The following is a 16481-nucleotide window of genomic DNA, read 5'->3' as shown; positions in this document are numbered from 1 at the left end:
ACTGACGCCCCACATTCACCCGCCCTCGCACACCCTCACCAGCCAGCGCCCGGTCCTGCCTGGAAGGTCGAAAGCGTCAGAGCGGCTGTCACAAACCCCTGATTCAATCCTTTATCGGCCGCTCAGATGCCAACTTGAGCACGAATTGCAGGCGGGGAAGCGGCCTTTTTGAGCATTCGTTGGCACCCGCCGATCGACACAATCGGCTCGCGATCCAGGTCCCGGCGAGGACCGGACGCCGCGCGAGCGGGCTTCAGGCAGGCCCGGGGACGTCGGGGACGCGCGACACCAGATGGCCGTGGACGACACACATGAAGGTCAAGACTTGTTGGGATGATCAGGAGACGATGGCCGCCGGACCGATCTGGCGGCCGGATGCCGCCGGTGCGGCGGACACGTGGGACAGCGCCCTGGCCTCGGATCTGCCCGGCCCGGAGGGCGCTGGCAGCCGTAGCCCCGGTGGCCTTTTCGACAGCAGCCCCGCGAGCAGCATGGTGAGCGCCGCCGGCCCCGCCCCAACGTCGCTGCGCCGCCGCGCCAGCGACTCCATCTTTCAGAGCCTGATGCGGCTGTGGCCCCGCGAGGGCCGCCGCCCGGAAGCCAGCATCCAGACCATGGCGCGCCTGCGCTCCGCCTTCCGTGGGTGCCTGGCGGACCTGATGCAGGAGGCGCGTGCCCAGGGCGATGTGCGCGGCCAGTTGCGCCTGGAAGCGGTCTTCGGACACATCGTGCACAGCAGCCATCCGGAGGACCTGTGGCATTTGCGCGCGTCCATCTACACCGAGGTGGCCCGGGCACGCAGCCAGGCCGAGGCCGAGCGCCGGGTGGCGCTGCTGACCTTGCAGTTCGATCTGAGCCGCGGCCGGCTCAAGGTGTTGAACGGCCGCGGCTGAGCCCCGCCTGGGTCAGCGACTGCCCAGGAAATCCATCTTGCCCAGCGGCACGCCCGCATGACGCAGCAGCGCATACAGCGTGGTGGCATGGAAATACAGATTGGGCGTGGCGAAGAAACGCAGGAAGTCTTCCCCGCTGAACTTGAACGGGTCGCCCTGACGACGCGGCACGGTCACCTCGCGCTGCTCGCTGCCGTTGATCTGCTCCGGCTTGAAGCTGTTCACGTAATCCCGGGTCTTTTGCAGGCGGGCCAGCAGGTCGTCCAGGGTGACTTCGGTGTCGGCCCAGCTCGGCACTTCCTGGCCCGACAGGCGGGCGACCGCGCCCTTGGCCCCATCGCTGGCAATCTGGATCTGGCGCGGCAGCGGCAGCATGTCCGGCGCCAGTCGCAAGGTCAGGTAGACCGACTCGTCAAAACCCTTGGTCCTGGCGTGTTCGCGGGCGATGCCAATCCAGGTCTGCATGCTGCCCAGCATGCGGTCAAACACCGGAACGGTGGCGTTAAACATGTCCATCTGCAATCTCCTTGGAGGTCTGTGGCGTCGCCGGGATGCTGCGCCTGCCAGCTCGAAAAAACCAACAAAACGGCGCGGATGCTATCCGCTGTTCGCATCTGTTGCAGTGACCTGCATGAATGCACCTTGGGATCACGGCGCAGACGCGGTTAGGATGGAGACCGCACGCCTATGAACATCATCATCCTCGACGATTACCAGGACGCCGTGCGCAAGCTGCCTTGCGCCGCCAAGCTGGACGCGCTGAACGCCAAGGTCTTTACCAATACGGTCAAAGGAATCGGTCAGCTTTCGGTACGGTTGCGGGACGCCGAAGTGCTGGTGACCATCCGCGAACGCACCCACTTCCCCCGTCAACTGCTGGAAAAGCTGCCCAAGCTCAAGCTGATTGCACAGACCGGGCGGGTCGGCAAGCACATCGATCTGGACGCCTGCACGCGGCTGGGCATTGCGGTGGCCGAGGGCGGCGGCTCCCCCATCGCGCCGGCCGAGATGACCTGGGCGCTGATCATGGCGGCCATGCGGCGCCTGCCGCAGTACATCTCCACGCTCAAGCATGGGGTGTGGCAGCAATCGGGGTTGAAGTCGGCGTCGATGCCGCCCAACTTCGGGCTGGGCATGGTGCTGCGTGGCAAGACGCTGGGCATCTGGGGCTACGGCAAGATCGGCCAGATGGTGGCCGGTTACGGCAAGGCCTTTGGCATGCAGGTGCTGGTCTGGGGCAGCGAGAGCTCACGCCTGCGGGCGCAGGCCGACGGCCATCTGGCGGCCGACAGCCGGGAAGCCTTCTTCGAGCAGTCGGATGTGCTGAGCCTGCACCTGCGGCTGGGGGACGCCACCCAGGGCATCGTGACGGCGGAAGACCTGGCGCGCATGAAACCGACCTCGCTGTTCGTCAACACCTCGCGGGCTGAGCTGGTGGCGGACGGTGCGCTGGTGTCCGGCCTGAACCGGGGCCGACCCGGCATGGCGGCGGTGGACGTGTTCGAGAGCGAGCCCATCCTGCAGGGCCATCCGCTGCTTCGACTGGAAAATGCGGTCTGCACGCCCCACATCGGGTATGTGGAGCTGGACAGCTATGAGATGTACTTCGATGCGGCGTTCGACAACGTGCTCAACTACATCGCAGGGACACCGACAAACATCGTCAACCCGGATGCACTGAAGGTGCTTCGCTGAAAGCGGGGCACCGGAGAGGAGTGGCGGAAGACGCGCCGTGATGGCGCGTTGAAGACGTCCGTTGGACCGCCGTCGGACAGTGCCTGCGTTGCGAGGCCTGCGTTGCGGCGGATCCTCGCGCGTCGCCCGCCACCACTGCCTCCGCGGCGTGGCGACAGCGTCGTTGCCGGCCGCTCAGCGCTTTTCCGGCAGCTCGATCTTCACCTCCAGCACTTCCAGATCATCCTGGCGCTCCATGTGCACCTTGATGTCGTCCGGATTGATGGAGACGTATTTGGAGATGACGGCCAGCAGCTCCCGCTGCAGCTGCGGCAGGTAGTCCGGGCTGGCGCTGCGGCCGTTGCGTTCGTGAGCGAGGATCAGTTGCAGCCGTTCCTTGGCAACGGTGGCCGTGCTTTTCTTCTCGCCCAGGAAGAAGGACATGAATCCCATGATGGCTCCTGGTGGCGGTCAGCGGCTGAAGAGACGCTTGAAGAAGCCGGGCTTGACGGCCTCCACAAAGCGCATCGGCTTGTCTTCGCCCAGGAAGCGGGACACCACGTCGGCATAGGCCTCGGCCACGTCCGAACCCTTCATGTGGATGGCCGGCAGACCCTGGTTGGAGGCCTGCAGCACGATCTCGCTTTCAGGAATCACGCCGATCAGCGGCGTGCGCAGGATCTCGTGGATGTCTTCCAGCGACAGCATCTGGCCGCCTTCCACCCGATTGGGGTTGTAGCGGGTGATCAGCAGATGCTCCTTCACCGGCTCCTTGCCCTCGATGGCGCGCTTGGTCTTGCTGTTGAGCATGCCCAGGATGCGGTCGGAATCGCGCACCGACGAGACTTCCGGATTGGTGACCACCAGGGCCTCATCCGCATAGTGCATGGCCATCAGCGCGCCAGTCTCGATGCCGGCCGGCGAGTCGCAGATGATGTAGTCGAACTCCATCGCCTTGAGCTCTTCCAGCACCCGCTCCACGCCTTCCTGCTTCAGGGCGTCCTTGTCGCGGGTCTGGCTGGCCGCCAGGATGTAGAGCTTGTCGAGTTGCTTGTCCTTGATCAAGGCCTGGCTCAGCTTGATCTCGTCGTTGATGACGTTGATCAGGTCATACACCACGCGGCGCTCACAGCCCATGATGAGGTCCAGGTTCCGCAGGCCGACGTCGAAGTCGATGACGGCCGTCTTGTAGCCGCGCATTGCCAGCCCGGTGGCAAAGCTGGCGCTGGTGGTGGTTTTGCCCACGCCACCTTTGCCGGAAGTCACCACAACGATCTTGGTCATGGGTCGGAGTCCTTTCAGTGATTCATTCGCTGGCAGTGCAGCGTGATCTCGGTTGAATTGTGATCAGCCCGCCGTCGCGCGGACTGACGCGCGTCATTGGGGCAAGGGGTCCATCAAGAGCTTTTCGCCGTCCAGCCGCACCATCGCCGCCTTGCCGCGGACGTTGTCGGGCAGCGGGTTTTCGGTGGTGCGATAGATGCCGGCGATGGCGATGAGTTCCGCTTCCAGGCATTGCGCAAAGATGCGGGCGTCGGTGTTGCCGCGTGCCCCGGCAATTGCCTTGCCACGCAGCGGCGCGTAAATGTGGATGTTGCCGTCGGCGATGACTTCGGCGCCGTGGTTGACCAGCGCCAGAACGACCAGATCCGCGCCCTTGGCATAGACCTGCTGCCCGGAGCGCAGCGGCTTGTCGACGAAGACGGTGCGTGCCTCGGTCATCACCGGCACTTCAACCTGACGCTCGACCACCACTTCCTTGATCACCTGTTGCACCACCGTCTCGACACGCGGCTCGGCGCGCGGCATCGGGGCGGCGGTCTCCGGCGCTTCGGCCAGGCCCAGCTCGGCGGCCTGTGCCAACTCGGCGGCGTTGGCGCCGATCACGCCAACCGGTTGCAGGCGGTACTGGCGCAGCAGCGGCAGCAGGTGGGCGAGTTGAAGGCGTGGCGACTGCGCATCAACAGGGCCACTGGACGCGGCGGGCGCCGTCGGCGCTGCGGCCGCAGCAGTTGCGGAGGCTCCTTCACCTGAGTCCGCGGTGGGATTCGCTGCGTCGCGGGTCGGGACGGCTTCGTCAGCGGCGCCATGAGCGACACCGCCTGCCACCGGACCAGGCGCCGCACTTCCCTCCCCAGCTTCCAGCGTCGCCAGCTGACTCAAATCAATCAGCAGCGGATCGTGATGGAACGCGTCGGGCGTTTCACCCAGCCTGGCCTGCAGCGACTGCGCCAGCGCGGCCATGTCGGCCGTCCGGAGCACCAGCGAGAGCAGGCTCAGGGAGGCGCTCTTGAGCTCGAAGAGATCCGGGGCTTTGCCGGTCGTGGCGGATCGTGCCGCCGAAGAGTCTGGGGTTCCCGCCAATGCCTGCGCCATGTAGGTGGTCAATGCGATAACAAAGTGGCGGATTTTAGCGGTCCGATCCACCCGAACTTTCAGGGTCCTCACGGGGCGGGTCCGCCCACCCCCTGCCTGGGGTGGCTGCACCCTGCCACTTCTTGCAGCAAACCAGTCAAAGCCATGGGCTGACAACCACTTGCAGTCGCCATCGCCAGACAGCCCACATGGTTGTCCACAGCGGAGGTGGACAGCCGGGGAGGTTCCGGTCGCGGTTTCCGGGGTCAGCCGGGTCCTGTCAAGCTCAAAATCAGCACCCAGGGGGTTGACTTATCCCCACTCGCAAGATCCAGACACATCCGTCTTCAAGGCGGTGCCAAGCCCGTGACAGCATGTTGCAGTGGCCGCTAAGTGGTTGATTTATATAGACGAAACTCGAGCGCTCGAAAATGAGGCAACCAACCTCGATCCACGGTCAATCAAGGGTTTAGAGGCCGCCGGGGCAGGTTTCCCACACATTTATCCACAGGCTCAGTGGATAGGTTGGAGAGCCCTTCAAAATCAAGGCGTTACGGCCCACGCTTGAACATATTTCGAAGTCAATCGGACCCCACGTTGGAGTCATGCCGAGGCGCCACGCAGCGCTTGTGCGCCTGGCGGTGGTCATTTTTGCGCGCGATAAGCGCACCTTTGATGACAGTTCGATGCGCGACCTACTTCGGCGCACAGAACAGCTAGAGTCCCGCGCATGAGTTCAATCGCAAAAGTCGGTGGGCGCCTGCGCAAGGAGTGGTTTCTCCTGGCGCTGGTGGGCGCGGTGGTGCTGGCGAGCGTCTGGCCCGACCTCGGCCGCAGTGGAGGGTGGCTCCGGCTGGAGCTGGTGAGCAACTGGGGCGTGGCCCTGGTGTTCTTCCTTACCGGCCTGGGCCTGTCATCCGCAGCGCTGCGCGACGGCGCCTTGAAATGGCGGGTGCATTTGCTGGTGCAGCTCAGCACCTACGCGCTGTTTCCGCTGCTCTGGTGGGCCTTCATGGCGCTGTTCAGCCGCTGGTTGCCGCAGGACCTGGCACTGGGCTTCGCTTACCTCTGTGCCCTGCCCTCGACGATTTCCTCCTCCGTCGCCATGACAGTGCTGGCTCGGGGCAATGTGCCGGCCGCCATCTTCAATGCCAGCGTGTCGAGCCTGCTGGGCATCGTGCTGACGCCCGCGCTGGTGAGCCTGATGTCCGGTGCCAGCGGTGCGACCTTGCCGTTTGGCGAAGCGGTGTGGAAGCTCACGCAACTGCTGCTGCTGCCCCTGGTGGCCGGACAGCTGCTGCGGCCGCTGCTGCTGGGCTTTCATCAGCGACACAAGGCGTCCATCTCGCTGGTGGACCGCTGGGTGATCATCCTGCTGGTGCTGTCGGCCTTCAGTGATTCGGTGGCCTCGGGCCTGTGGCGGGATCACGGCGCGGAGCTGCTGGTGAAGGCGGCCGCGGGCGCTGCGGTGTTTCTGGTCGTCGTGATCGCCCTGACGCGTCTGGCGACCCGGCTGCTGGGCATGTCGGTGGAGGACGAGATCGCCGCGGTGTTCTGTGGCTCGAAGAAGACGCTGGCGTCCGGGGTGCCGATGGCCAAGCTGTTGTTCGGCGCGCATCCGGCCGTGGGCGTCATCGTGCTGCCCATCATGTTTTATCACCAGCTGCAGCTGATTCTGTGCTCGTGGCTGGCGCAGCGCTACGCCGCGCGGCCGGTGGCGGGCACTCCGTCTGCACCGCAGGCGCAGCAATCCGTCCGCTGACGCCTAGAATGACGGGTTTCCCCCCGCTTCGCGTCTGTCCGGACCGTTCACCGGTCTGCACGTTCTAGATCGTTCGCCATGACACGCAAACTCTTCGTCACCACCGCTCTGCCCTACGCCAATGCGAACTTCCACATTGGCCACATCATGGAGTACACCCAGGCCGACATCTGGGTGCGCTTCCAGCGGATGATGGGTCACGAGGTGCACTTCGTCTGCGCGGACGATGCCCACGGCGCGCCGATCATGATTTCTGCCGAGAAGGCCGGCAAGACGCCGCAGGAATTCGTGGCGGGCATTGCCGCCGGCCGCCGCCAGTATCTGGACGGCTTCCACATCAGCTTCGACAACTGGAGCTCCACCGACAGTCCGGAGAATCACGCGCTGTCCAAGGAGATCTACAAGTCGCTGCGGGCCAATGAGCTGATTTCGGTCAAGACCATCGAACAGTTCTTCGACCCGCAAAAGTCGATGTTCCTGCCCGACCGTTTCATCAAGGGCGAATGCCCGAAGTGCGGTGCCAAGGACCAGTACGGCGATTCCTGCGAGGTATGCGGCGCGGTCTACACGCCCACCGAGCTGAAGAACCCGTTCTCGGTGCTGACCGGTGCGACGCCGGTGATGAAGAGTTCGGAGCACTATTTCTTCCGTCTCTCCGACCCGCGCTGCGTGGAATTCCTGGAACAGTGGACCCAGACCCCGGGCCGTCTGCAGGGCGAGGTGCTCAACAAGATCAAGGAATGGTTCACCAAGGACGAAGAAGGCAACGGTGGCCTGGGCGACTGGGACATCAGCCGGGACGCGCCCTACTTCGGCATCGAGATTCCGGACGCGCCGGGCAAGTACTTCTACGTGTGGCTGGATGCGCCGATCGGCTACCTGGCTTCGCTGAAGAACTACTTCGAGAAGACCGGTCGTGATTTCGACGCCTTCCTGGCGGACGAGTCCACCGAGCAGGTGCACTTCATCGGCAAGGACATCACCTACTTCCACACGCTGTTCTGGCCGGCCATGCTGCATTTCAGCGGCCGCAAGACGCCCAACCATGTGTTCGTGCATGGCTTCCTGACCATCAATGGCGGGGAGAAGATGAGCAAGAGCCGGGGCACCGGCCTGGACCCGCTGAAGTATCTGAACCTGGGCATGAATGCCGAGTGGCTGCGCTACTACCTGGCCGCCAAGCTCAACAGCAAGGTCGAAGACGTTGACTTCAATCCGGAAGACTTCGTCGCCCGGGTGAATTCCGACCTGGTCGGCAAGTACATCAACATCGCCAGCCGTGCGGCCGGATTCCTGGCCAAGCGTTTCGGTGGCGAGCTGTCGGCGGACGTGGGTGTGGAAGGGTCGGCGCTGCTGGACGGCCTGCGTGCCCACAAGGACGCGATCGTGGAACTCTACGAGACCCGCGAATTCGGCAAGGCGCTGCGCGAGATCATGCTGCTGGCCGACCGGGTCAATGAGTATGTGGACCAGAACAAGCCCTGGGAACTGGCCCGCCAGGAAGGCAAGGACCAGGTGCTGCAGGATGTCTGCACCGTCTGCATCGAAGCCTTCCGGCTGCTGAGCATCTATCTGAAGCCGGTGCTGCCGGCCCTGGTGGCGCAGGTGGAAAACTTCCTGCAGGTGGCGCCGATGCGTTTTGAAGACGCGCAGCGCCCCCTGGGCAGCCACCGCATCGGGGTCTATGAGCATCTGATGCAGCGGGTGGACCCCAAGCTGCTGGAAGCGCTGTTCGAGCCGCCGGCTCCGCCGAAGGTAGTGCCAGGCGGGGAAGAACTGGCACCGGAGATCAAGATCGACGACTTCTCGAAGGTCGATCTGCGGGTGGCCAGGATCGTCAAGGCGGAACTGGTCGAAGGCTCTGACAAGCTGCTCCGCCTGACCCTGGATGCTGGCGAAGGCCGTCTGCGCAATGTGTTCAGCGGCATCCGCAGCGCCTACAGCCCGGAACAGCTGGAAGGCAAGCTGACGGTGATGGTGGCCAACCTGGCGCCGCGCAAGATGAAGTTCGGCGTCTCCGAAGGCATGGTGCTGGCCGCCAGCCATGCGGACGAGAAGGCGCATCCCGGCATTTTTGTGCTGGAGCCCTTCCCGGGCGCTCAGCCGGGGATGCGCATCCGCTGAGCGGGGGCGCCGCCCAGAACCTTTCCGTGAAGTGGTCGCCAGGCCCGTGAGGGCTGGCGACGCTTAGAATCCCGAGAGTTCCCTTTTTCGAACCTCGTTCGTACCCTTTTTCCAATCACGCCATGCCGCTCTTCTGGAAGCCCTACAAGTCCGACGTCACGCAGTTCATTGAACAGCTGAAGGTCCAGAAACCGACGCTGGAAGCGGAGCAGCGCGCCGGCCGCGGCCTGCTGTGGGACCGCCCGATCGACCGTCAGGCCCAGTCGGAATACCGCGAAGCCCGCGTGGAGCAGCAGCCCTACGTGTATCAGACCAAGTCGGAATAATCCGGTGGTGCGGGCGTTGGTGGTCCGCCCGTCCGCACGAAGGCCCGAGTCAGGGTCCGCGCACAGGCTTGCATCGCGGTGAGCGAGCTCCCAGAGTCCCACGCCCCCCTGGCCCTGCCGGACCCACCGGCCGGGCCTGAAGGCGCTTCCACAACGCCCGACACGGTGGATGGCGTCGCGGTGGCGCGCCTGTATGGTGAGCCGCTGTTCACCCTGCCGCAAGACCTCTACATCCCGCCGGATGCACTGGAGGTGTTCCTGGAAGCCTTCCAGGGGCCGCTGGATCTGTTGCTCTACCTGATCCGCAAGCAAAACTTCAACATCCTCGACATTCCGCTGGCGGAAGTGACCCGTCAGTATCTGAGCTATGTGGAGCAGATCCGCCGCCACAACCTGGAGTTGGCCAGCGAATATCTGCTGATGGCGGCGATGCTGATCGAGATCAAGTCGCGGATGCTGCTGCCGCCGAAAAAATCGGACGATGGCGCGGAGCCGGAAGATCCTCGGGCCGAGCTGGTGCGGCGGCTGCTCGAATATGAGCAGATGAAGCAGGCCGCCATGCGGCTGGATCAGCTGCCGGTGCTCGGGCGGGATTTTCTGCGGGCGCAGATCCACATCGAGCAGTCACTGGCGCCGCGGCTGCCGGATGTGAGTGTGGATGACCTGCGCGCAGCGTGGGCCGATTTGATGCGCCGCGCCAAACTCAACCAGCATCACAAGATCAGCCGGGAACAGCTGTCGGTGCGGGAATACATGAGCCACCTGCTAAGGAAGCTGCAGGGGCAGAAATTCGTGGAGTTCGAGGACCTGTTCGAGCTGAACCGCGGGCCGCAGGTGCTGGTGGTCAGCTTCATCGCCATGCTGGAGTTGTCGCGGGAGCGACTCGTGGAAATCACCCAGGCGGAGGCGTTTGCGCCGATCTACGTCCGGTTGACGTATGAGGCGGTGGTGAGGGCCTGAATCCCGGCTTGGGATGGGCTGGGATGGGCGGTGGACACGTCCCTCGGACGCCCGGGGCCCCTTTGCTTCATGTCATTCCTGTCCGGCTCCGCCGGCCATTCCCTTCTTTACTTCCGCAAAGGGGCCCCGGGCGTCCGAGGTCCTGCACCGAGGTGTGGGGGGGGAAGGGTGGTGTGCGGGGAGCGGTGCGATGAAGTCGCTTCGGCACCTGCACGAAGTCAGCGGAAGGTCGTGAACGCCGCGTTGGGTTGGCGCTGCACCATCTGCCCCACCGCCAGCACCGCCTGTGTGCGAGAGCTCACGCCCAGCGCCTTCAGCACCGCCGCCACATGATCCTTGATGGTCTCGACGGAGACGCCAAGTTCGCGCGCGATGATCTTGTTGGGCTTGCCCTGCAACAGCAGCGCCAGCACATCCGTCTGGCGCGGCGTCAGCTGCAGACCCTCCAAGCCCGTCGTGGTCTGGTAGCCCGCCTGAGAGGCCAGCGCGTGCACCTGCTGCAGCTTGTCGGCCATGGTGACCGGAACCGCTTCATGCGCGACCGCCTCCACCGGCTCCGGCGCTTCGCTGCCCAACGACATCGGCGGCACATAGATGCCGCCAGACATGACCAGCTTCAGCGCTTGCGCCAATACATCGTTGCTGGTGCGCTTGGGAATGAAACCCATCGCACCCTGGTCGATCGCGCGGATGACATCGCTGGCACGGTCCGAGGCCGAAATGACCACCACCGGCAGCGACGGATACAGCGCCCGGAACTCTTCCAGAACATCGAAACCGCTCGCATCACCCAGGTTCAGATCCAGCAGCACCAGATCGAAATCCTGCCGGGCCTTGAGCGTGTCACGCGCCTGGGCGGCACTGTCCGCCCCCAGCACCTGGACGTCTTCGCCCAGGCCTTGGATGACGGTCTGCAGCGCGGCCAGAATCAATGGATGGTCGTCGATCAGCAGAACCCTCACGCGTCTCTCTCCTCATTCCTGTCGCCAGGACAAATGTGCACACCGGGCACTTTGCCCATGGAAGGCGCGATCATAGGGTGGGTGTTGCGCCGAAACACTCCCCCTTACGGTGGCATGACAAGTCTTAAGAAGTTCTTTAAAAGAACTTCTAGGGGTATTGGTTTCGTGGCGTTACGAGCGACACAAAAGGCTTGCCGAACGCCGCTTGATTTACCGGTATTGGCGGGTAATGGAGTCGGCGACGCAGACGGGTTTGTCCCCGCGATCGGATTCGACGGTGACTTCCACCCACAGTTGCTTCCCCCCTTCGATGGCTTCCACGCGCTTGAGGACGAACCGGCCTCGCAGGCGGCTGCCGGCCGGGACCGGCGCCGGAAAGCGGACACGGTCCAGCCCGTAGTTCACCCCCATGCGGGTTTCGGCGACACGAAAGCCGGTTTCGAAGAAGCGGGGCAAGAGGCTCAAGGTCAAAAAACCATGCGCGATGGGCCCACCAAACGGCCCCTGCGCCGCCCGCACCGGGTCGGTATGGATCCACTGCCGGTCTTCGGTGGCTTCGGCAAATGCGTTGATGCGGGCCTGGTCCACCTCGATCCAGTCAGACAGGCCAATCTCCTGGCCGATCAGCGGTTCCAGCTGGTCCAGAGTGTCAAACATGCGCATGCGGGTCTCCTAGGGGTGCGGTCGTGTCGTGCAGGACCCGCGCCCTCCCGGAGATGCGCACTCAGTTGAGCGTCGGCGGCTCCAGCCAGGCGCACAGTCCGTGCCACTGCTCCAGGTCGCGAGTCACCCGGCCCGGTGCGATGTCCCACAAGGTGAGGCCTCGCGCGGCCAGTTGCACGTAGTTCTGCGTGTCCCGCAGCTGCGCCAGCATGGGCAGGCCCAGTTGCTGGATGAACTGCTGCAGCTGCTGCTGGGACAAGGTGCCCTCCCGCACCCGCATCGCCACCAGCCCAACCGACAGACGCTGTCCGTGGGACCCACGATCCTGCCGGGCATCTTGCAGCTCCCGCACAAAATCGTATGTCGCCTGGATGTCAAAGAGGCTGGGTTGCAGCGGCACCACCACCCGGTCCGCGATCTTGAGCGCCTGCGCCAGCTTCTTGCCATGCAGTCCCGCCGGGGTGTCCAGCACTGCATGGGTCACCCCCTTGGGTGTGCGAAGACCGTCCACCGATTGCAACTCCCAGCCCTGGACCAGCGGCACGCTGGCGGGCCGCTGCGCCAGCCATCGCGCGGAGGACTGCTGGCGGTCGATGTCCCCCAGCATCACGGTGTGACCGCGATGGGACAGGTAGCCCGCGATGTTGCTCGCTAGCGTGCTCTTGCCAACACCGCCTTTGGGGTTGGCGACCAGAATCACCGGCATGGGCCCTCCTCTGCTGGATGTACTCCTCGATCGGGTGCCACAGGATCTTAGGGGATACCGCATACTCCCGGCCCATGTCCTCCCCCCAACATCCCCCTGGTGCCAACCCTGAGAGGGACAGCACCCCGCCGAAGCGGCCCGAGTCCGATCCGGCCGCGCCCGTGCTGATCCTGGCGGCCCATCCCGATCTGGCCCACTCCCGGGTGACCCGCGCCCTGCTCTCCGCCGTGCACGGCATGCCGTCCGTGCGGGTGCGCGACCTGTATGCGCTCTACCCGGATTACTCGATTGACACCCATGCCGAGCAGGAAGCCCTGCGCGACGCCAAGCTGCTGGTGTGGCTGCATCCGATGCATTGGTATGGCATGCCGGCCCTGATGAAGTTGTGGGTGGACGAGGTGCTGAGCGTCGGCTTTGCCTACGGCAACAGCGGCCATGCGCTGCATGGCAAGGACCTGTGGCTGGTGACGTCCACCGGCGGCAGTGCCCACGCCTACAGTGCTGGAGGCTACAACCATCATCCGGTGGAAGACTTCCTGTTGCCGTATGCCCAGACCGCCGCGCTGTGCGGCATGCGCTTCGTGCCGCCGCTGCTGCTGCACAGCGCGCAAAAGGCTTCGAACGAGGAGATCCAGGCCCACGCCCGCCGCTTTGTCGAAGGTCTTCAGGAACTGCCCGAGTGGTGTGACCGCCAGCCCGAGCCCGCCCAGGAGGAGGTGCCCACCGAGGACCGCCCCGCCACCCAGGAAGGAGTGCCGGTCTGATGGAGTCGCATGGCAATTGGTTGATGACGCCCCTGGTGCTGCTCGCCGCCGCCGTGCTGGCGGTGCCGCTGGCACGAGGGTTGAAGCTCGGCGCAATCCTGGGTTATCTGGTCGCTGGCGTGCTGCTGGGGCCGCAGGTGCTGGGGCTGATCAGCCACCCGTCCACCGTGCTGGAGATCGGTGAATTCGGCGTGGTGCTGATGATGTTCCTGGTTGGTCTGGAACTGGAACCCAAGCGCCTGTGGGCGATGCGCCGGCCCATCTTCGGCTGGGGCTCGGCCCAGATGCTGGGCTGCGCGGCGCTGCTGCTGGTGCCGGCATTCTGGCTGGACTCCGACTGGCACACCGCGGTCATCGCGGCGCTGGGCCTGGCGATGTCGTCCACCGCCGTGGCGCTGGCCGTCCTGGCGGAGCGCAACCTGGGCGGCACCCGTGCCGGTCAGAGCGTGATCAGCGTCGCGCTGCTGCAGGACATCGCCGCCATCCCGGTGCTGGCCCTGGTGCCGCTGCTGGCCAGCCAGGGACGTCCGGCCGGCGGGCACAACAGCGCCAAGCTGTGGCTGGCCCTGGGCGCGCTGGTGGCCATCGTGCTGGGGGGCCGCCTGCTGCTGCGCCCGCTGCTGCGCTGGATCGCCCGCAGCGGCACCCCGGAAATCTTCACCGCCGCCTCGCTGCTGCTGGTGCTGGGCACCGCCGCGCTGATGCAGAAAGTGGGCCTGTCGATGGCGCTGGGCGCTTTCGCCGCCGGCGTGCTGCTGGCCGAAAGCGAATACCGCCGTGCGCTGGAGGCCGACCTGGAGCCGTTCAAGGGGCTGCTGCTGGGCATGTTCTTCATTGCGGTGGGCATGGGCCTGGACCTGACGGTGCTGTGGGAGCGCCCGCTGGTGGTGCTGGGCCTGCTGGCCGCGCTGTGGATCTGCAAGGGCCTCGTGCTGTATGCCCTGTCCCGCCTGATGGACCTGCCCAAGCTGGAGAGGCCGGTGTTTGTGATTCTGCTGGCGCAGGGCGGTGAATTCGGCTTTGTTGTGTTCCAGCTGGCGGAGCAGGCCACGCTCCTGGACGCGGCCCAGCGTTCGGTGCTGGTGGCCGCAGTGGCCCTGTCCCTCGCGCTGACGCCGGCCTTGCTCGCCTGGGTGCAGCGTCGCGCTGGCAAGGAGACACGCAGCTCTCCGCATGAACTCAAGGAGCAGCAGGAATCGCCGGTCATCATCGCGGGCTTTGGCCGCTACGGGCAGATCATCGGCCGGGTGCTCAATGCCAACGGCGTCAGCGCCACCGTGCTGGACCACGACGCCGATACGGTCGAATCGCTGCGGCGCTTTGGCTGGCGGGTGTTCTGGGGGGATGCCACGCGGCTCGAACTGCTGCGCATCGCCGGGGCGGAGCGGGCGCATGTGCTGGTGATCGCCGTCGATGACGTGAACCATAGCCTCAAGATTGCGGAACTGGCCAAGGAGCAGTTCCCCCATCTGCAGGTGGTGGCGCGGGCGCGCAATGTGCAGCACTACTACGCGTTGCGGGATCTGGGCGTGTCGATGATCGAGCGGGAAACGCTGGATTCCGCCCTGATGAGCGCCCGCAGCGTGATGGAGAACATCGGCTGGACGCCGCATGCTGCGCGCCAGCTGGCGATGCGCTTCAGGCGCCACAGCGTGGAGCAGATGGAAGCCATGCGGCCACACCGCGGCGACATGGACACGCTGATTGCGATGTCCAAGCAGGGGCGGCAGCAGCTGGAAGAGCGTCTGGCGCAGGAACGCCGCGCGATGGCCGACGGTCAGGCCGCCCGGCCGTGGCAGGAGCCGGAGCAGCAGCCCCAGGCCGGCAAGTCTTGAGCAGGCAGGTGACAATCACGGCTTATGTTTGCTCCCTCCCAACTTGAAGTTCGCAAGTTCTTCTGCGAGACCTATCGCAAGCAGCGCGAGAGCCTGCCCCTGACGCCGATGGAAGTGATCGCGGCCGACTGGATCGTGGAACATCCCGAGTACCACGACGATCTGGCTGACCCGGCCGCTGCCCTGGCGGCCGTCTACACGGTGGAGGATGGCCGGACCAATCCGTTCCTGCACCTGTCGATGCACCTGACCTTGATCGAGCAGCACAAGATCGACCAGCCGCGGGGCGTCCGGCAGGCGCTGGACCTGCTGGCGGCACGCCGTCAGTCGCTGCATGAGGCGCACCATGAAGCGATGGAGTGCCTGGGCGAGATGATCTGGACGTCCCAACGCAGCGGCCTGCCGCCGGACGGCCACGCCTACTTGGATTGCCTGCGCCGCAAGGCGACCCGCTGAGCCGGACGCGACTCACCGCACAAACAAAAGCCCAGCGATGCTGGGCTTTTCTATTCAGCGTGCGGGGCTCCCGCACCAACCGGTCAGGCCTGGATCGACCCACCCGCCAGCGCCGACTTGCGCTCACTCTTGCCCGAGGCGCCATACAGGCCCGACGGCTCGCCGGGCATCAGCACATCGATCGCCCGGTCCAGCGCGGCCGTGGCACGTGCCAGCGACTCCCGCTGCGCCGCGACCCGGCCACCCGCCTGCACCAGCCGGGTCCGCAGACCCGCCGGCACGGTGCCGCTGCGGGCTGCCAGGGTGAATTGCTCGATCGCGCGGGCCAGCGCCAGATGCAGACTCGCCGCATGCAGTTCGATGGCCTGGGTGTCCCGTCGATGCAGGGCATCGCCCAGCAGATTCAGGCAGCTTTCCACCTCTTGCAGGGGCTGCTCAAGGTCGACCGAGGGCTGGGCATTGGGCGTTGCAGACATGGCGACACCAGGCACGTTGACGGACACGTTGATCTTCGGGGCAGACATCAGTGAGACTGTACCTTGCCCAGCAGCTCCGCCGTGTTGGCGATGAGCTTGTCGGCAATCACACCGGCATTGATGCTGAACTGCCCGTTGCGGATGGCGGCAGCGATGCGGTTGACCTTGTCCATGTCCACACTGTCGTCCGACGACACCGACGACGACATCAGCGTGCTGGCCGTGCTGGACAGCGCCACCTGCGACGCTGAATCCTGCGCCGCCACACCCGTGGCCCGGACGGCGCTGCCAGCACCACTGGTGGCGGCATCCGTCGCGCTCGGGGTCGCGGTGGTTGTTGCGGGGGCGGCACGGCCGGCGTCTGCCCCACCGGTGCGCGTGCTGCTCACCTTGGTGTAGGCATTGAGTTCTGGACTGTTACCGATCTTCATGGCCACTCTCCTGGCATTCATCCGTGGGCCTGGACCGACGCCAGACCCCATTCGATATTCGGTATATCGACCTGTGCAGACCAGACTTTAGGGC

The 16481-nt window shown here is 65.2% G+C and carries 18 protein-coding genes; 9 read left to right on the top strand and 9 right to left on the bottom strand.

The window, feature by feature from the left end:
- Nucleotides 1-311 precede the first annotated feature (311 nt).
- A complete protein-coding gene (locus tag FHS28_RS19945) occupies nucleotides 312-893 on the top strand; it encodes a hypothetical protein (protein WP_184295274.1) in 582 nt (193 codons plus the stop codon).
- A 12-nt stretch (nucleotides 894-905) separates the two neighbouring features.
- Here FHS28_RS19945 and FHS28_RS19940 read toward each other — a convergent pair whose 3' ends face one another.
- Entirely contained in the window at nucleotides 906-1409 is a 504-nt protein-coding gene (locus tag FHS28_RS19940; protein WP_375140786.1) for a DUF1993 domain-containing protein, read from the bottom strand.
- Between the two features lie 171 nt (nucleotides 1410-1580).
- Here FHS28_RS19940 and FHS28_RS19935 point away from each other — a divergent pair, with 171 nt between their 5' ends.
- The gene (locus FHS28_RS19935; RefSeq protein WP_088453591.1) at nucleotides 1581-2588 is read left to right on the top strand and encodes a D-2-hydroxyacid dehydrogenase family protein; all 1008 of its coding nucleotides are present in this window, start codon (nucleotides 1581-1583) and stop codon (nucleotides 2586-2588) included.
- A gap of 174 nt (nucleotides 2589-2762) precedes the next feature.
- On the opposite strand, the gene minE is transcribed toward FHS28_RS19935, so the two are convergent.
- From minE to minC, 3 genes are all read right to left on the bottom strand, one after another.
- Complete coding sequence (gene minE / locus FHS28_RS19930) at nucleotides 2763-3020, bottom strand: cell division topological specificity factor MinE (protein ID WP_088453590.1); 258 nt, start codon at nucleotides 3018-3020, stop codon at nucleotides 2763-2765.
- A gap of 18 nt (nucleotides 3021-3038) precedes the next feature.
- Nucleotides 3039-3851 (bottom strand): septum site-determining protein MinD, encoded by an 813-nt coding sequence (gene minD / locus FHS28_RS19925; RefSeq protein WP_088453589.1) that lies wholly within the window; start codon nucleotides 3849-3851, stop codon nucleotides 3039-3041.
- A 93-nt stretch (nucleotides 3852-3944) separates the two neighbouring features.
- On the bottom strand, nucleotides 3945-4955 hold the full coding sequence (gene minC / locus FHS28_RS24770; RefSeq protein WP_088453588.1) for a septum site-determining protein MinC: 1011 nt from the start codon (nucleotides 4953-4955) through the stop codon (nucleotides 3945-3947).
- 697 nt (nucleotides 4956-5652) lie between these two features.
- Between minC and FHS28_RS19915 the strand changes: the two genes are divergently transcribed.
- The 4 genes from FHS28_RS19915 (at nucleotide 5653) to FHS28_RS19900 (ending at nucleotide 10094) form a co-directional block, all read left to right on the top strand.
- The gene (locus tag FHS28_RS19915) at nucleotides 5653-6684 is read left to right on the top strand and encodes a bile acid:sodium symporter family protein (protein WP_088453587.1); all 1032 of its coding nucleotides are present in this window, start codon (nucleotides 5653-5655) and stop codon (nucleotides 6682-6684) included.
- Between the two features lie 78 nt (nucleotides 6685-6762).
- Nucleotides 6763-8808 (top strand): methionine--tRNA ligase, encoded by a 2046-nt coding sequence (gene metG, locus FHS28_RS19910; RefSeq protein ID WP_088453586.1) that lies wholly within the window; start codon nucleotides 6763-6765, stop codon nucleotides 8806-8808.
- 122 nt (nucleotides 8809-8930) lie between these two features.
- A complete protein-coding gene (locus tag FHS28_RS19905) occupies nucleotides 8931-9134 on the top strand; it encodes a DUF3460 family protein (protein WP_088453585.1) in 204 nt (67 codons plus the stop codon).
- 78 nt (nucleotides 9135-9212) lie between these two features.
- A complete protein-coding gene (locus FHS28_RS19900; protein ID WP_088453584.1) occupies nucleotides 9213-10094 on the top strand; it encodes a segregation and condensation protein A in 882 nt (293 codons plus the stop codon).
- Between the two features lie 218 nt (nucleotides 10095-10312).
- On the opposite strand, the gene FHS28_RS19895 is transcribed toward FHS28_RS19900, so the two are convergent.
- The 3 genes from FHS28_RS19895 to FHS28_RS19885 form a co-directional block, all read right to left on the bottom strand.
- Nucleotides 10313-11056 carry a response regulator gene (locus FHS28_RS19895; RefSeq protein WP_088453583.1) on the bottom strand — a complete coding sequence of 248 codons (744 nt, stop codon included), beginning with the start codon at nucleotides 11054-11056 and terminating at the stop codon, nucleotides 10313-10315.
- Between the two features lie 210 nt (nucleotides 11057-11266).
- Nucleotides 11267-11719: a MaoC family dehydratase gene (locus FHS28_RS19890; protein WP_088453582.1), complete on the bottom strand. Its 453-nt coding sequence runs from the start codon at nucleotides 11717-11719 to the stop codon at nucleotides 11267-11269.
- Nucleotides 11720-11780: 61 nt separating this feature from the next.
- Nucleotides 11781-12425, bottom strand: a complete 645-nt coding sequence (locus FHS28_RS19885) for a ParA family protein (protein WP_088453581.1) — start codon at nucleotides 12423-12425, stop codon at nucleotides 11781-11783.
- Nucleotides 12426-12499: 74 nt separating this feature from the next.
- On the opposite strand from FHS28_RS19885, the gene kefF reads away from it, so the two are divergent.
- From kefF to FHS28_RS19870, 3 genes are read left to right on the top strand one after another with little or no spacing between them, the layout of a single operon-like run.
- Nucleotides 12500-13189 (top strand): glutathione-regulated potassium-efflux system oxidoreductase KefF, encoded by a 690-nt coding sequence (gene kefF / locus FHS28_RS19880; protein ID WP_088453580.1) that lies wholly within the window; start codon nucleotides 12500-12502, stop codon nucleotides 13187-13189.
- The gene (kefC, locus tag FHS28_RS19875) at nucleotides 13189-15024 is read left to right on the top strand and encodes a glutathione-regulated potassium-efflux system protein KefC (RefSeq protein WP_088453579.1); all 1836 of its coding nucleotides are present in this window, start codon (nucleotides 13189-13191) and stop codon (nucleotides 15022-15024) included. Before kefF ends, kefC begins: the two co-directional genes overlap by 1 nt.
- 24 nt (nucleotides 15025-15048) lie before the next feature.
- On the top strand, nucleotides 15049-15480 hold the full coding sequence (locus tag FHS28_RS19870) for a DUF1841 family protein (protein WP_088453578.1): 432 nt from the start codon (nucleotides 15049-15051) through the stop codon (nucleotides 15478-15480).
- An 83-nt stretch (nucleotides 15481-15563) separates the two neighbouring features.
- On the opposite strand, the gene FHS28_RS19865 is transcribed toward FHS28_RS19870, so the two are convergent.
- On the bottom strand, nucleotides 15564-16004 hold the full coding sequence (locus FHS28_RS19865) for a hypothetical protein (protein WP_246410385.1): 441 nt from the start codon (nucleotides 16002-16004) through the stop codon (nucleotides 15564-15566).
- Nucleotides 16004-16387, bottom strand: a complete 384-nt coding sequence (gene flgM / locus FHS28_RS19860) for a flagellar biosynthesis anti-sigma factor FlgM (protein WP_184295271.1) — start codon at nucleotides 16385-16387, stop codon at nucleotides 16004-16006. The genes FHS28_RS19865 and flgM overlap by 1 nt, the downstream gene beginning before the upstream one ends.
- Between the last annotated feature and the right edge of the window lie 94 nt (nucleotides 16388-16481).

It is taken from the genome of Roseateles terrae (assembly GCF_014192155.1).
In the GTDB taxonomy this organism is placed as follows: Bacteria; Pseudomonadota; Gammaproteobacteria; order Burkholderiales; family Burkholderiaceae_C; genus Roseateles; species Roseateles terrae.
The sequence above is the reverse complement of the archived record's forward strand: the minus strand, read 5'-3'. Positions and strand labels throughout refer to the sequence as shown.

Coding starts and splice junctions, on each gene's coding strand:
- FHS28_RS19870 (WP_088453578.1), top strand. CDS start 15,049: ATGTTTGCTCCCTCCCAACTTGAAGTTCGCAAGTTCTTCTGCGAGACC.
- kefF (WP_088453580.1), top strand. CDS start 12,500: ATGTCCTCCCCCCAACATCCCCCTGGTGCCAACCCTGAGAGGGACAGC.
- FHS28_RS19945 (WP_184295274.1), top strand. CDS start 312: ATGAAGGTCAAGACTTGTTGGGATGATCAGGAGACGATGGCCGCCGGA.
- FHS28_RS19940 (WP_375140786.1), bottom strand. CDS start 1,409: ATGGACATGTTTAACGCCACCGTTCCGGTGTTTGACCGCATGCTGGGC.
- minD (WP_088453589.1), bottom strand. CDS start 3,851: ATGACCAAGATCGTTGTGGTGACTTCCGGCAAAGGTGGCGTGGGCAAA.
- FHS28_RS19915 (WP_088453587.1), top strand. CDS start 5,653: ATGAGTTCAATCGCAAAAGTCGGTGGGCGCCTGCGCAAGGAGTGGTTT.
- metG (WP_088453586.1), top strand. CDS start 6,763: ATGACACGCAAACTCTTCGTCACCACCGCTCTGCCCTACGCCAATGCG.
- FHS28_RS19885 (WP_088453581.1), bottom strand. CDS start 12,425: ATGCCGGTGATTCTGGTCGCCAACCCCAAAGGCGGTGTTGGCAAGAGC.
- FHS28_RS19890 (WP_088453582.1), bottom strand. CDS start 11,719: ATGCGCATGTTTGACACTCTGGACCAGCTGGAACCGCTGATCGGCCAG.
- FHS28_RS19905 (WP_088453585.1), top strand. CDS start 8,931: ATGCCGCTCTTCTGGAAGCCCTACAAGTCCGACGTCACGCAGTTCATT.
- flgM (WP_184295271.1), bottom strand. CDS start 16,387: ATGAAGATCGGTAACAGTCCAGAACTCAATGCCTACACCAAGGTGAGC.
- kefC (WP_088453579.1), top strand. CDS start 13,189: ATGGAGTCGCATGGCAATTGGTTGATGACGCCCCTGGTGCTGCTCGCC.
- minE (WP_088453590.1), bottom strand. CDS start 3,020: ATGGGATTCATGTCCTTCTTCCTGGGCGAGAAGAAAAGCACGGCCACC.
- FHS28_RS19865 (WP_246410385.1), bottom strand. CDS start 16,004: ATGTCTGCCCCGAAGATCAACGTGTCCGTCAACGTGCCTGGTGTCGCC.
- FHS28_RS19935 (WP_088453591.1), top strand. CDS start 1,581: ATGAACATCATCATCCTCGACGATTACCAGGACGCCGTGCGCAAGCTG.